Origin of the sequence: Streptomyces sp. 5-10 (assembly GCF_014712245.1) — a bacterium.
Lineage (GTDB): Bacteria > Actinomycetota > Actinomycetes > Streptomycetales > Streptomycetaceae > Streptomyces > Streptomyces violaceusniger.
Genome location: NZ_JACVYG010000105.1, coordinates 1 through 13,517 on the forward strand (window position 1 = coordinate 1; position 13,517 = coordinate 13,517).

General features: G+C 73.6%; 13 protein-coding genes and 1 pseudogene. 7 read left to right on the forward strand and 7 right to left on the reverse strand.

Translation table 11 applies throughout. From position 1 onward, the window contains the following. Positions 1-474 (forward strand): glycosyltransferase family 9 protein (locus IEJ02_RS46610; RefSeq protein ID WP_317986097.1); only part of this gene is annotated, 474 nt, incomplete at its 5' end. Positions 475-912: 438 nt separating this feature from the next. Here IEJ02_RS46610 and IEJ02_RS46615 read toward each other — a convergent pair. Both IEJ02_RS46615 and IEJ02_RS46620 read right to left on the reverse strand, forming a co-directional pair. Further along, positions 913-1,899 (reverse strand): glycosyltransferase family 2 protein, encoded by a 987-nt coding sequence (locus IEJ02_RS46615; RefSeq protein ID WP_191070328.1) that lies wholly within the window; start codon positions 1,897-1,899, stop codon positions 913-915. Further along, positions 1,889-2,809, reverse strand: coding sequence for a glycosyltransferase family 2 protein (locus IEJ02_RS46620; protein WP_191070329.1), 921 nt, complete (start codon positions 2,807-2,809; stop codon positions 1,889-1,891). Before IEJ02_RS46620 ends, IEJ02_RS46615 begins: the two co-directional genes overlap by 11 nt. Before the next feature lie 195 nt (positions 2,810-3,004). On the opposite strand from IEJ02_RS46620, the gene IEJ02_RS46625 reads away from it, so the two are divergent. Further along, the gene (locus IEJ02_RS46625; protein ID WP_191070330.1) at positions 3,005-3,547 is read left to right on the forward strand and encodes a hypothetical protein; all 543 of its coding nucleotides are present in this window, start codon (positions 3,005-3,007) and stop codon (positions 3,545-3,547) included. A 95-nt stretch (positions 3,548-3,642) separates the two neighbouring features. On the opposite strand, the gene IEJ02_RS46630 is transcribed toward IEJ02_RS46625, so the two are convergent. The 5 genes from IEJ02_RS46630 to IEJ02_RS46650 form a co-directional block, all read right to left on the reverse strand. Beyond that, positions 3,643-4,545, reverse strand: a complete 903-nt coding sequence (locus IEJ02_RS46630) for an MBL fold metallo-hydrolase (RefSeq protein WP_223865562.1) — start codon at positions 4,543-4,545, stop codon at positions 3,643-3,645. Further along, positions 4,542-5,081, reverse strand: a complete 540-nt coding sequence (locus tag IEJ02_RS46635) for a hypothetical protein (protein WP_191070331.1) — start codon at positions 5,079-5,081, stop codon at positions 4,542-4,544. The genes IEJ02_RS46630 and IEJ02_RS46635 overlap by 4 nt, the downstream gene beginning before the upstream one ends. A 250-nt stretch (positions 5,082-5,331) precedes the next feature. Beyond that, the gene (locus tag IEJ02_RS46640; RefSeq protein ID WP_191070332.1) at positions 5,332-5,841 is read right to left on the reverse strand and encodes a DinB family protein; all 510 of its coding nucleotides are present in this window, start codon (positions 5,839-5,841) and stop codon (positions 5,332-5,334) included. Between the two features lie 233 nt (positions 5,842-6,074). After that, complete coding sequence (locus tag IEJ02_RS46645) at positions 6,075-7,082, reverse strand: sporulation protein (protein WP_191070333.1); 1,008 nt, start codon at positions 7,080-7,082, stop codon at positions 6,075-6,077. Positions 7,083-7,329: 247 nt separating this feature from the next. Further along, positions 7,330-8,292, reverse strand: coding sequence for a LysR family transcriptional regulator (locus IEJ02_RS46650; RefSeq protein ID WP_191070334.1), 963 nt, complete (start codon positions 8,290-8,292; stop codon positions 7,330-7,332). A gap of 179 nt (positions 8,293-8,471) precedes the next feature. Here IEJ02_RS46650 and IEJ02_RS46655 point away from each other — a divergent pair, with 179 nt between their 5' ends. The 5 genes and pseudogenes from IEJ02_RS46655 to IEJ02_RS46675 form a co-directional block, all read left to right on the forward strand. Continuing rightward, the gene (locus IEJ02_RS46655; RefSeq protein ID WP_191070335.1) at positions 8,472-9,047 is read left to right on the forward strand and encodes a DUF6817 domain-containing protein; all 576 of its coding nucleotides are present in this window, start codon (positions 8,472-8,474) and stop codon (positions 9,045-9,047) included. 455 nt (positions 9,048-9,502) lie between these two features. Next, positions 9,503-11,350, forward strand: a complete 1,848-nt coding sequence (locus IEJ02_RS46660) for a phage tail sheath family protein (protein WP_191070336.1) — start codon at positions 9,503-9,505, stop codon at positions 11,348-11,350. A 7-nt stretch (positions 11,351-11,357) separates the two neighbouring features. Then, complete coding sequence (locus tag IEJ02_RS46665; protein WP_014058531.1) at positions 11,358-11,882, forward strand: phage tail protein; 525 nt, start codon at positions 11,358-11,360, stop codon at positions 11,880-11,882. 208 nt (positions 11,883-12,090) lie between these two features. After that, positions 12,091-13,017 (forward strand): T4 family baseplate hub assembly chaperone, encoded by a 927-nt coding sequence (locus tag IEJ02_RS46670; RefSeq protein ID WP_191070337.1) that lies wholly within the window; start codon positions 12,091-12,093, stop codon positions 13,015-13,017. Further along, a pseudogene (locus IEJ02_RS46675) lies at positions 13,010-13,517 on the forward strand (hypothetical protein); the annotation flags it as partial. The gene IEJ02_RS46670 and the pseudogene IEJ02_RS46675, both read left to right, overlap by 8 nt.

Below are 13,517 nucleotides of genomic sequence, written 5' to 3' on the forward strand. Positions count from 1 at the left end.
GCGGCCGTGGGCGCCGCGCTGCGCGCCGCCGGCCACCGGGTCGTCATCACCGCCGGCGCCGGGGAGGCGGGGCTGGCCCATGACGTGGCGCGGCGCGCCGGGCTGCCCGGGTCGGCCGTGCTGGGCGGCGACACCGACCCGCCGTTCGCCGAACTGGCCGCCCTGGTCGCCCAGGCGCGAGCGGTGGTCGTCGGCGACACAGGGCTGGCGCATCTGGCGACCGCCGTGGGCACACCGTCCGTCGTCCTCTTCGGCCCGGTGGCCCCCCGGTTGTGGGGCCCGCCGCCCGGCCCGCTCCACCGGGCGCTCTGGCACCCGGACGACGACGCAGCGCGCCCGGGTGACGCCCACGGAAACATCCCGGACCAGCGCCTGTTGCGGATCACGGTGCCGGAGGTCCTGGAGGCCCTCACCCGGCTCCCGGAGCCCGCCCCCCGCCCCGCGCGGCCCACACTCACCGGCGCCGAAGGCTGACCCCGCACCTAGGCTCCTGGCCACGAGCCCACCACCGGCTCTGTGCATGCGCCCGTAAGACGTTCACCGAGCGGTGGGCGACGCTCGGCCAGGTGCCCCCGCCCGTGACACCGCCACGGGCCCCGCCGCCGTCACCGGCGCGGACCCGGGCTTCGTCGGGCTGTCCTTACGGGGGACACCCGCTGGGTCTCGTGCAGTAGTCGCAGCCCGCGCTCGACCCGGGCGGGGTCTACGGCTCGGTGCGCCGGGGCCGAAACCGGACCGCCGCCCCCGAGCCCATCACCGTCACGGTCGCCGTTGTCCGTTGCCGGGACACCCGCCCCCGACGTCACTTGCGTGGGCACGGGCCTCGGAGGTCCTCAGACCCTTACTGGTGCCAGCCCCGATCCGCCACCGTCACCCGCGCGGGCCGGGCCCCTACGCGCCCGGGCCCCACGGTCACCCCACATAGCGCCGCGCCATCGACACCCGCTGCGTCTCGTCCAGCAGGCGCAGCCCTCGCTCGACCCGGGCCGGGACCACGGATCGGTGCGCGAGTGTGCCGGGCAGGCCTGCCAGGGCCTGGGCGAAGGCCTTCAGGCTGGCCCGGTCGCGGGGGACCGTACGGGCCAGGAAGAGGGTGCGGCGGGCGGCGGCGGGCAGGGGGCGGCGCTGCCAGGTGAACCACAAGGTGTTGCGCAGGCCGCGCACCCGCCGGGCCGTGGCGTCGCGGGCGTCCGACGGCGCGTGGTGGATGACCGGCCCGGGCGCGAACACCAGCCACCAGCCGAGGGCCGCGAGGTCGGCGGCGAGCAGTTCCTCCTCGCCGCCGAGCCACAGCCGGGGCGAGAACCCGCCCACCGAGCGGAAGGCGGCCGTGCGCATGCAGGTCGCCGCGGCGAGGACGGAGCCCAGCGCCGGGCCCGGCAGCCACCGCGGGCCCGGCACCGGCGAGGAGCGCAGCTCCGCCACGATGGGGTCCTCGGTGCCCTCGGGCTCGACGAGGATCCGGGCCGTCACCGACGCCAGCCCCGGATGGCGGTCCAGCAGGTCCGCGGCCGCAGCGAGGGATCCCGGCGCCCACCAGGAGTCGTCGTCGCAGAAGGCGACGTAGGGCGTCCGCACCTGCCGTACGGCCACGTTCCGGCCCACGGCGCCGAGGTTGCGGCCGGGGCGCAACAGCGTCACCTGCGGATGGAGCCGGGCCACCGCCTCCGCGGTGCCGTCCGTGGAGCCGTTGTCGGTGACGATCACGGGCGGCCGCTCGGGCAGTTCGGCCAGCCGGTCCAGGGTGTGCAGCAGCTCGTCCCGCCGGTCGCGGGTGATGATGACGACCGTCGTACGGCCGTCGGCGGCCCCCACGCCCTGGCCCTTGCCCTTGCCCTGGCACTGGTCCTGGTCCTGGTCCTGGTCCTGGTCCCGGCCCTGGTCCTGGTCATCGGTCATGGGTGACGGCCTGCCTCTCCTCCCGGCGGGGTTCGTCGTCCGACCGCTGCCCGTCCACGCGCCGGGCGGCCTCCTCGGTCCACGGCGGCAGCGGCCGACGCTGCCACAGCGCGGCCGGCAGCCGGGCGAGCAGACCGCGCAGCGCGGTCCGCGCCACCGGGTCCCGCCCGGCCTCGGTGAGCAGCCCTGCGGTGCGCCGGGCGGCGAGCGGCAGCGGTCGGCGCAGCCAGCAGCCGATCAGCTCGTTGCGCCGCATCACGGCGGTGCGGTCCTTGCGCGGCGAGGGGGCCGGATGGTGGTGGGCGACCACCTCGGGGCAGTACGAGACGCCCCAGCCCATCGCGGCGAGGTCATAGGCGAGCAGCGTCTCCTCACCGCCGAAGAAGATCAGCGGGTGGAAGCCGCCCGCCTCCAGGAAGGCGCCACGGCGCACCACGGCCCCGCAGGCGAGGAAGCCGAACACTTCCGGGCCGGGCAGGTCACCGGCCCGCCCGGCGGGGGAGGCGGCCAGCGTGGCGTTGAGCGGATCGGGCCGCTCCTCCGGGCCGACCCGCACCTGGGCCGCCAGCAGCCCCAGCCGCGGATGGCCGTTCAGCAGGGTGGCGGCCCGCTCCAGGGCGCCGGGCCGCCACCAGGAGTCGTCGTCGCTGAAGGCCACATAGGGTGTGCCGATGGCGCGTACGCCGTCGTTGCGGGCCAGCGCGCCGCGGTTGGCCCCGTGCGCCAGGACCCGCACCTGGGGAAAGCGCTCGGCCACCATGGACCTGGTGTGGTCCGTCGAGCCGTTGTCCACGACCACGACCGGTGGCCGCTCCGGCAGGGCGGTGAGGTGTTCCAGGGCGGTGGCGAGTCTTTCGGCGCGGTCGCGGGTGGCGACGACCACACCGACGGCGGGGCCTGGCGCGTTCATGGCCACCAGGTACCCGGCGCCCCGGCCGCTATGCGGTACGCCGATGCGCCGGGCCTCTTAGCCGGGCCCCATATACGATGCGCGCCCGGCCGTCCAGACCGCCGCGCCGCCGTTGAGAGTGACCTAAGTCATGTTCGACACCGCCGTCCCAGGGGTACGGTGCTGACAGCTATCGCGTAAGAGGAGCGGCTTCGTTTGTGCCTGGACCTGTCATCCGTCATAGCGGCGACCACCCAGTGGCTGATCAGGGCCTATCCGGCGGCCGACGGCGCGATGAACGCGGCGCTCGCGGAGGCGCAGGCGCGACAGGCCGTGACCGTCGCCGCGTGGCTGCGCTACCCGACCACCACCGACGCCGCCCTGGTGACCATGGCCGGACCGGGCGGCTCCTACCGGCTGGACTGGCTCGTGGACGCGGAGCCGTACGAGATCCGCGGCCCCGACGGTGTCTGGCGCACCTGGGTGGACGAGGTCGTCGCGAGCTGGGCGGCGGCCCTGCTCACCTGCTCCACCCTGGCGTCCGAGGCCGTGGCGGCGCTCGCCGACTGTGAGCACGCGGCCGGGTCCCCCAGGGAGTTCCGGCGGCTCACCGAGCCCGACACGCACGACTGGCAGGCCGCGCCGCTGATGCGTCATCCGGACCTGATGGCGTGCGTCGTGGAGCTGCACCGTCCCCAGCTGCTGGAACGGCTGCGGCTGCTGCGCAGCGACGACCAGACGCCCACCAGCGCGGCCTGACGGCGCCAGTCCAGTCCACCAGTCCACTACGGGCGGCCGTCACGGCGCGCCCGGAGCACCGGCGGCTGTCACGGCGCCCGGAGCGTCGGCGGCCGTCACGGCGCCCGGAGCACCCCCTGCGCGTTCACGGTGACGCGTTCCCCACGGGGGCAGTGGACCACCTCGGACGGGAAGTCCGGGTCCCGGGCCTCCTCCAGGAAGGCGGAGAGCGGGGAGCTGAAGGCGGCGTAGTCGTCGTAGTGCACCGGCAGCACCCGCTCCGGCCGTACGGCCTTGACCAGACCGGCCCCCTGGAGCGCGTCCATGGTCACGATGAGCCCGCCCGGAAGCCGGGTGCCGCCCAGGTGGACCACCGCCAGATGCACATCCGGATAGCGCCGGGCGATCTCATGGACGCCCGGGAACATCAGCGTGTCGCCGGTGATGTACACCCGCAGCCGAGGAGGCTCCCCGGGCGCGCCGAAGTCCAGCAGGCTCCCCATCACCGGCGGCAACAGCCGCTGCCAACGGCCGGGGGCGTGCCTGCCGGGCAGTGCGGTGATCCGGACCTGGCCGCGGTCGTTCACCAGGACGTGATCGTGCCAGGTGGGCAGCCCGGTCGCCCGGCTGAACCCATGGATGCCCTGAAGCCGCCGGGAGGCGTGCGGGGTGGTGATGATGGGCAGGGAGCGGTCCAGCCGCCGGCGCGCCACCCGGTCCCAGTGGTCGCCGTGCAGATGCGAGAGCACCACGGCGTCCAGGTCGGACGGGATCTCCGAGACGGCCCGCGCGGGCTCGGTCAGCCGCCGGGACATCAGCCCCTTGCCCAGATAGGCGTACTGGCCCCGGTGCAGGAAGTTGGGGTCGGTGAGCAGCGTCAGCGTGCCGTAGCGGATGAGGAGCGTGGCGTTGCCGACGAAGAGGAACTCGGCGGCGCCGTCCGGGGGAGAAGGGGGAGGGGCGGAAGGAGCCGAAGGAGTGGGAGGGGTGGGAGGGGTGGGAGGGGTGGGAGGCGTCATGTTCCTACCACCGCCTCCCGCGGCTCCGTCCGGCGGGGGCCGAACATCGTGGCGGCCGCGGCCTCGTGCAGCGACCTCAGCGTCGCGCGCTGCCGCCGCGCCCGGTTCAGCAGCTCGGTGAGCCGATCGGGGTCCAGCCGGGGGTCCTCGTCGGCCGCGGCCAGCAGCCCGTGCCACAGCAGCGCCTTGCCCTCCACTCCGATCCGCAGCGACTCCAGCTCCAGGACCGTGCTGAGCCCGGAGCGGCGCCGCAGCCGGCCGTTGGGCTTCAGCCGCCCGGCCTTCTCGCCCAGCCAGCCCCCGTAGACCTTGTAGCGGCGGACGGGCACCTCGAGGTCGGCCATGACGGTCAGGAGCGCCTCGCGGTCCTCCATGATCTGCGCCGCGACGTCCTCCAGGTCGCCGCCGAGGGGCGACTGCCGGTGCTCGCGGGCCGTCCGGCGGGCCAGCTCCATTCCGGCCGTCGCTCCGGCCAGGTGGTCGTTGAGGTAGATGCCGAGCATGCGGGGGGATGTCGAGGTCCTGGGCTCGCTCATGATCGTCCTTTGGGGTTCGGCACGGTCGTATCGGGCCACGCGCCCCAACGGAGTGCCCAGCCCCGGCCGCCTCAACCAGCCCTCGCGCCCCGCAGCCCCTGCGCCCCGCAGCCCTCGCGCCCCTACAGCCCCCGTGCCCCTACAGCCCCCGTGCTCAGCCCTCCGGAGCCACCCGCCGCCGGTGGGCGGGCACTCGGCGGTTCCTCCCATGGCCGTGGCGAGAGACGGTGGGCGGACGACAGCGGAACGCTCAGGCCCCCACGACCCCGTCCACGCCCTCGCGCAGGAAGTCCGCGTGCCCGTTGTGGCGCCCGTACTCCAGCAGCACATGCACCAGCACCATCCGCAGCGACACCTCCTCGCCCCACCGGGGCTGATGGCCCGCCAGGTCGAGCGAATCCGCCTCCCGTTCGATCCGGCGGGACGTCTCGACCTCCGCCTCCCAGGCCGCGAACGCCTCGGCTCCGGTCGCCTCGCTCACGTCGTACGCCGCCTGGAAGTCGATCACCGGGGACCAGACCATCGGCGCGTCGTTGTCCTCGAACACCCGCCGGAACCAGGCCCGTTCCACCTCGGCCATGTGCCGCACCAGGCCCAGCAGCGTCAGCGTCGAGGGCGGCATCGACCGCTGCCGCAACTCCTCGTCCGTCAGCCCCTCGCACTTCATGGCGAGCGTCGCCCGCTGGTAGTCGAGGAAGGCGCGCAGGGTTTCGCGTTCGTCGCCGAAGTGGGGCGGTTCCGGGCGGCGGTCGGCGGTCATGGTCGTTCGTCCTCCTCGACGGCTGGGCGGGCCCTGGGGCGCTGTCCGGCCTCATGGGACCACGGCCGTCGGGACCCGGCCGCACCGGGTCCATGGCCGCACCGGGTCCATGGCCGCATCGGGTCCATGGCCGCACAGGGTCACGGCGGCACCTGGGCCATGGCCACACCGGGCCATGGCCGAAACGCCGAGAAGGACTCCCCGGCCCGGGGTGTACCGGGCCGGGGAGGCGGTCAGTCCTCGTCCTCCTCGTCCTCGAAGGCGTCGCCGATCTCGTCGACGACCTCCGCGGCGACCATTCCGCCGACGACGCCGACCGCGACACCCGCCGCGACCCCTCCGACGACCGCCGCGGTGCTCGGGCCGGAGCGCCGCCCGCCGTCGTGGTGCCCGTCGTGGTGGTGGTCCGCGTGGCCGTACGAGCCGTGGGCGCCGTACGAGTCGTGCGAGCCGTACGAGCCATAGGCGGCGCGCCGCTCGACGAGCTGGCGGATCCAGGCGTCGACCTCGGCGTTCCAGTCGCGGTGCTCGACGCCCTCGTGGCCGACGGTGAAGAGCGTGAGGGCGTCCTCCCCCGAGGAGAAGAGCCCGCCGCGCTTGTCGGCCTCCAGGACGACGTCCATGCCGTCCGGGTTCGCCAGGAAGGTCACCTCCAGCTCGTTGATGGCGTGGGCGTACTGGGGAGCCGGGGTGAGCTCGATCTCCTGGTAGAACGGCAGCCGCTGCCCGGTGCCGCCCACATGCCCCAGCTCCAGATCGGCGGACTTGAAACCGAAGCCGAGCTGTCCCAGCGCCTCCAGAACGGCCTCCTGCACCGGCAGCGGGGCCACGGTCAGCTGGTCGAGGTCGCCCTTGTCCTTCGCGCCCGCGATCTCCAGCCCGGTGCGGACGCCGAGGATGATGCCCAGCGGCTGCCCGTACAGCTCGGTGATCGGTGTCTCCCAGGGGAGGTGGGCCGTGAACGGGAGGCTGCGGTGCTCGCCCTCGGCGAGCCGGAAGCCGCCGCCGACGGTGAAGCGGTCGAAGAGGACGACCCCCTCCCGCTCCTCCTCGCCGCGCTCGTCCTCCACCCGGGCCACGAGCTCCAGCGTGATCTGCTCGATCTCGAAGTCCGCCGTGCCACCCCGGAGATGGACCTGACCGGTCAGCGGTCCGCCGGGGTGTACCGGGCCGGGGTCCAGCACCGTGTCCACGGTGGGTCCGCCGACACCGAGCGAGCCGAGCAGTCGTTTGAACACCATCGGGGCGTCCACTCCTTCAATGTGCGTACTGTCGCGTGTGCGTGGGGGTTACGGGCGGGTGCGGCGGAGGACGGCGGAGGACGGCGGTCGGTCGACAGCGGGCCGTGCGCCGCGGAACCTTCGCGGCCGGTGGCACGTTCACCGTGCGTCCTCCCTCCGCGCTTCTACATGCATGTAGAAGCATAGGAGTGTGGGCCGCCTCGAGGCGGCCCATCCCGGCCCGTTGCCGGGGGAAGTCCGAAAATGATCACTTGTGGGGCCGTGCTGAGCGCCCTTCGGGTGAGCGACGCCCTTCGGGTGAACGCCCTTCTGGCGGGGCATCGACGCGCAAGGTGCCGGCCACGGTGTCCGCGAAGGCCCGGGCCAGCGGCGGGAGGGCGTCCCAGCGGCGTGCGGCCCAGCCGACCGGCAGCGGCGGCAGCGCGGGGATCGGGACGAGCCGCAGCGGCCCGTCGTCCCCGGGCACCGGCAGCCCCGGCAGCGCGGGCACCACGGCACGCCCCAACCCGAGTTCGGCCAGCAGCAGGGCCGTATCCCAGTCGGCGACGCCGGTGTCCGAGCCGGCCCGTACGCCCAGCTCGGCCAGCGCCGCGTGGAGGTGGCCGCCGGAGGTGGAGTTCGGCGGCAGCCGTACGAGGGGGATCTCGGCGAGGTCGGACACCTCCACCCGCGACCGGGCCGCGAGCGGATCCCCGGCCCGCAGGGCGAGCACCCACGGCAGCTCGGCCACCGGCCGCTGCTCGACACCGCGCACCGGCCCGCCGAGGGTGATCCAGGCCAGGTCCAGGTTGCCGGCGATGAGGGCGCCGAGGCAGCCCCGGCTCGAACTCTCGGTCTCGAACTCCAAGTTCACCTTCGGATAGCGGCGGCGGAAGGAGACGATCGCCTCGGCCATGAAGTGCCGCACGGTGGTGGAGCCGGTGGTGATCCGCACCGAACCGCTCTCCCCGTGCACGAGGTCCCCCAGGCGGCGCAGCGCCAGATCGAGCCCGGCGATCCCGTCGGCGGCGGCCTCGCACAGAATGCGTCCCGCCGGGGTGGGCACGACACCGCGCGCCTGACGCTCCAGCAGGCTGACGCCGGTCTCGCGCTCCAGCCGCTTCACCCGCTGGCTCACCGCCGACTGTGTGCAGGTCAGCTCCCGGGCCACGGCGCTGAGGCTGCCGGCCCGGCACACGGCCACGAACACCCGCAGATCGTCGAGAGTCATAACCTCCAAGGTAGAGCTTGGAGTTGGCGAGCAATTCCCAGGATTGACTGGGGTGGCCGGTGGTCGCGACGATCGTCGCAGGGCTCAGGCGGCAACCCGTACGGCGCCCGTACGAGGATCCGGACCGGGTGGGGGCGCGGTACGGGTGCCGACCTGCCAAGCACCGAAAGGACACGACTGTGCCTGCCGCTCCCCCTCCCGCCGCCGCCGACCGGGCCGTCACCCTCCTGCGCCGCCTCGGCGCCGCGCACATCGCCCACCCCGGCGGCAGCACCCTCCTCGCCCACCTCCAGCGCGTACGCGCCCGGCTCGCCGCCTGGGGAGCCCGCCCCGAACTCCAACTCGCCGGGCTGTGCCACGCGTTCTACGGAACCGATGGCTTCCCCGTCACCCTGCTGCCCCTCGGCCGTCGCGGCGAACTCGTGGCGGTGATCGGCGCGGAGGCCGAAGCCATCGTGTACCTCTACGCGAGCTGCGACCGGAAGGCCACCTGCCCGGCGCTCGGCGACACCGAAGCGGTCTTCCACGACCGCTTCACCGGCCGTGCGCACGCCCCCGAACCCCGGCTGCTCCGGGACTTCGCGGAGCTGTCGGCCGCCAATGAGCTCGACCTCGCCCGCCTCGACCCCGTCCTGCGGGAGCGGCGCGGCCCCGAACTCCTCGCCCTGTTCACCCGCTTCCGCCCGCTGCTCAGCCGTCCGGCCTGGCTGGACGGCCACGCGATCCTCGCGCCGTCCCCGCTCGCGCGCGACTGAAGCGCCTGCTCAGCGGGTGCTGTCCGCGGGCGCGGGTGTGATATCGCCGGAAGTGCGGGAGCGCAAAACGGCGCGCCGAACCGTTCACCTTTTCGGCTCGTTCTCGTCGTCGGCGCGCACCGGGCGGGATTTTGTGATCACGAATTGCCGGAAGCGTTCGCGCACGGTAATAGCTTGGTCAACTCCGTGGAGAGCACGAAACGATCTAGGAATTCCCTGTGAAGGAGATGACCGGATCAACGCCTTGACCGGAATCACGCCGGGCACGGAAACTCAAACCGCACTCACGCATCAGGAGCCGCAAGCGACGTTCCGAACTCTGCGATACCGGTTTCGCGGGGGGCGTGCGACCGGGGGAAGTGCAAGGAGAAATTGTGTGTGCGGCGGGAAATCCGTGCGCGTGATCTTCACTTCCCCTCCTCATCTCTTGATGCGCTGAAGAGAATGGAGGGGGAATGCCGACGCCCGCGGGCTATCCCGGTGTCTACATCGAAGAGCTTCCCAGCAGCGTCCGTACCATCGCCTCGGTCACCACCTCGGTGACCGCGTTCGTGGGCCACACCCGGCGGGGCCCGCTGAACACCCCGGTCCGCGTCACCAGCTTCGCCGACTTCGAGCGCCGCTTCGGCGGCCTCACCTCGCAGAGCGCGGTCGGCTACGCGGTGCACCAGTTCTTCGGCAACGGCGGCACCGTGGCGGTCGTCGTCCGCGTGACCAAGGCCGGGACCGGCAAGGCCGCCCGCGTCACCCTCGAATCCACCGAGGGCCACAGCGAATGCCCCGTGCTGGAGGTGCACGCCAAGGAGCCCGGCCACTGGGGCTCGGGCCTGCGGCTGGCCGTCGACTACGACACCCCGTGCCCGGAGGAGACCTTCAACCTCCATGTGCTCGACGCCCGGGGCGCCTCCCGCGAGTCCTTCACCAACCTGTCCATGGATCCCGCCCACGGCCGCCACGCCGAGACCGTGATCAACGCCGGGTCGGGGCTGATCCGGGTCAAGGTCGTCGGCGAGGGCCGGCCGGACCCCTCCGGCACGGTCTCCAAGCCGTTCGCGGAGGAACTCCCCGATCTCGAGGTCGAGCTGACGGTCAAGATCGGCGAGGTGGAGCGCGCTTTCACCCTCTACGATCCGGACTGCGACGGCGAGGCTCCGTGCGACGTCACCGAGCTGGCCCTGCTCCTGGAGCGCAAGCTGCGCGCGCTGCCCGACGCCCCCGGCAAGCACGCCTTCGCGGGCACCGAGGTCACCGCGTTCGGCCGCCGCCTCCAGGTCGTCGCCGGCTCCATCGACCCCGACGACGTGGTGCGCTTCCTGGGCGAATGCGCCAATGACCTGGGCCTGGAGGCATCGGTCAACCCGCCCGTCTTCCCGCTGTCCGGCGGCGAGGACGGCGCCCCGCCCGGCCCCCGCGACCTCGTCGGCAGCGAGGCGGACAAGACCGGCCTCCAGGCGCTGCGCGACATCGAGGACGTCAACCTGCTGTCGCTGCCGGAACTCGCCGGGTACGAGTCCGTGGGCGACATGGTCACCGTGCTGTCCGCGGCCGACCGGCTGTGCCGGGAGCGGCGGATCTTCCTGCTGGTGGACGCGCCCTCGGCCTGGGGCGGCGTGGACGCGGCGCGCGCCGGGATCGGCGCCTTCGAGCCGGTCCGCAGCGACCATGCCGCGCTGTACTTCCCGCAGCTGCGGCTCACCGACCCGCTCACCGGGCGGCTGCGCGCCTTCCCGCCCTCCGGGGCGATCGCGGGCGTCATGGCCCGTACGGACGGCGAGCGCGGCGTGTGGAAGGCACCGGCCGGGACCGAGGCCCGGCTGGCCGGGGTGTACTCACTCGCCGTCCAGCTGACCGACCGCGAGAACGGGCTGCTCAACCCGCTGGGCATCAACTGCCTGCGCACCTTCCCGGTGGTGGGCCCGCTGGTCTGGGGCGCCCGCACGCTGCGCGGCGCCGACGCGCAGAGCAGCGAATGGAAGTACGTCCCGGTACGGCGGCTGGCGCTGCATATCGAGGAGAGCCTGCGCCGCGGGCTGCAATGGGTCGTTTTCGAACCCAATACGGAGCAGTTGTGGCAGCAGATCCGGCTGAACGCCTCCGGCTATCTCCACACGCTGTTCGAGAAGGGCGCGTTCAAGGGCGGCACTCCGCGGCAGGCGTACTTCGTCAAGTGCGACAAGGACACCACGACGGACGAGGACATCGCCAACGGCATCGTGAATGTCGTGGTCGGTATTGCGCCGGTCAAGCCCGCGGAGTTCGTGATCGTCAAGATCCAGCAGATGGCCGGACAGTTCGAGATTTAGGAATGTGATGGCTGAGTTCCAGGTCAACGCCCATCGCTTCGACCCGTACAAGAACTTCAAGTTTCTGGTCCTCTGGGACGGTCGTACGGTCGCGGGCATCAGCAAGATCAGTCCGCTCAAGCGCACCACCGAGGTCGTCAAGCACCGCAACGGCGGCGACCCCAGCTCACCCCGCAAGTCCCCGGGCCGGTCCGAGTTCGAGGGGATCACCCTGGAGCGCGGTGTCACCCACGACCCCGAGTTCGACCGCTGGGCCAACAAGGTCTGGCAGGTCGGCGCGGGGCTCGGCGCCGAGGTCTCGCTCGCCGACTTCCGCAAGGACATCGTCATCCAGGTCCTCAACGAGGCGGGCCAGGTGGCGGTCTCGCACAAGCTCTACCGGACCTGGCCGAGCGAGTACCAGGTGCTCGGCGAACTGGACGCCAACGCCAACGCGGTCGCGATCCAGAGCCTGAAGCTGGAGTGCGAGGGCTGGGAGCGGGACTACGAGGTGCCGGAGCCGGAAGAGCCCTCGTTCACGCATCCCGCGTAGGCGGGGCCGCGTAGGCGGGGACGGGGACGGGAGCGGCCGCGGGACGTTCAGGGCTGTGGCGCGGCTGTGGCTGCGGCTACGGCTGTGGCGCGGCGACGGCGGCCCGGCGGCCGCCGCCATCGCGAGGGCGGCGGCGGTCATCGCGACGCGATGGCGACGGCCACGGGTACGGGGATCGGCACGGTACGGGGAGCGGACGGCCTGAGAGATGGGGAACACGGGGCCTGCGGAGCTGCTGGCCATCTGGGAGGCGGGGCTGGCGCACCACGGCCCCGGCCGCGCCCTGCTGCTGCACCGGGCGGCCCGCCCGGAGACCGCGGCGGACGAACTGCTGTCGCTGCCGGTGGGCGAGCGCGAGGCGGATCTGTACGCCCTGCGGCGCGCGCTCTTCGGCGAGCGGATGCAGATCCGGGCCGAGTGCGGTGCGTGCGGCGAGGCCATGGAGTTCGACCTCGACGCACGCGACCTGGGCGTGCGCCCGGGGGAGCAGGAGGGCCCGCTCCGGGTGGAGGAGGGCGAGTGGACGGTCGAGTTCCGGCTGCCCACCGTCGCCGACCTGGAGGCCGCCGCGCAGGCGGCGGCCGCAGCGGGCGGGCACGTGGCCGCGAAAGCGGACGTGGGCGCGTACGCGGGCGTGGACGTGAACGCGGACGTGGGGGTGGACGCGGACGGGAACGTGGGCGTCGGCGCGGACTCGGGCGCGTACGGGGACGCGGCCTCGGACTCGCACGGCGGCGAGGCCGAGCGAGAGCCCACCGCCGCCGCCCGCGCCCGCCGGGCCCTGCTCGCCCGCTGCATCGTCTCCGCGCACCGTTCGGGACAACCCGTCCCCGTCGACCGCCTCCCCGCGGCCGAACTGCCGGAGCCGGTGCAGCGGCGGCTCGCCGAGGCCGCCGAACGCGCCGACCCGGCGGCCGATGTGACGCTCAACGTCGCCTGCCCCGAATGCGGCGAGGCCACCCGGGCCGAGCTGGACATCGCCTCCTACCTCTGGGCCGAACTCGACCACTGGGCACGGGACCTGCTCCTCGATGTCCACCTGCTCGCCACCGCATACGGCTGGAGCGAGCCTCAGATCCTGGCGCTCAGCCCGCTGCGGCGCCGTTACTACCTGGAGCTGTGCGCAGATGGCTGATTACTTCGACCGGCTGCTCGCCCGGCACGCCCCCGTCCCCGCGCCCGTCCCCGTGCCCGGGTCGGCGGCGGGCGGCGGCGCCGGCGACCGCCCGGTCCGGGTACGGCCGCGGTTGCCGGGCCCGTACGAGCGCATCGAGGCGCTGCGGGGGGAGCCGCCGCTGCCGGAGGAGCCGACGCCTGCCCGGGTGGCCCCGCCACCGGTGGCCGACCGCTACCAGGAGGTGGTCCGGCACGAGCGCGAGGTCAGAACCGACCGGCACACCGTCGTACGCGCCGAGCCCACACCGTACGAGGACGTAGAGCGGGACGCCGAACCCCCGGCTCCGGCACCGCTGTTGCTCCCCAGCACACAGATCACCGCCAGGCCGCACCCGGCCGCAACCGACGCCCCGGCCGCCCGGCGCGGCGCCACGGCGTCCCCGGCGCCCGACGCCACACCGGCTGCCACCGGGCCCTCGCCCGGCCCGCCGTCCGCGGATGTGTGGTCCGCGGTGGCCG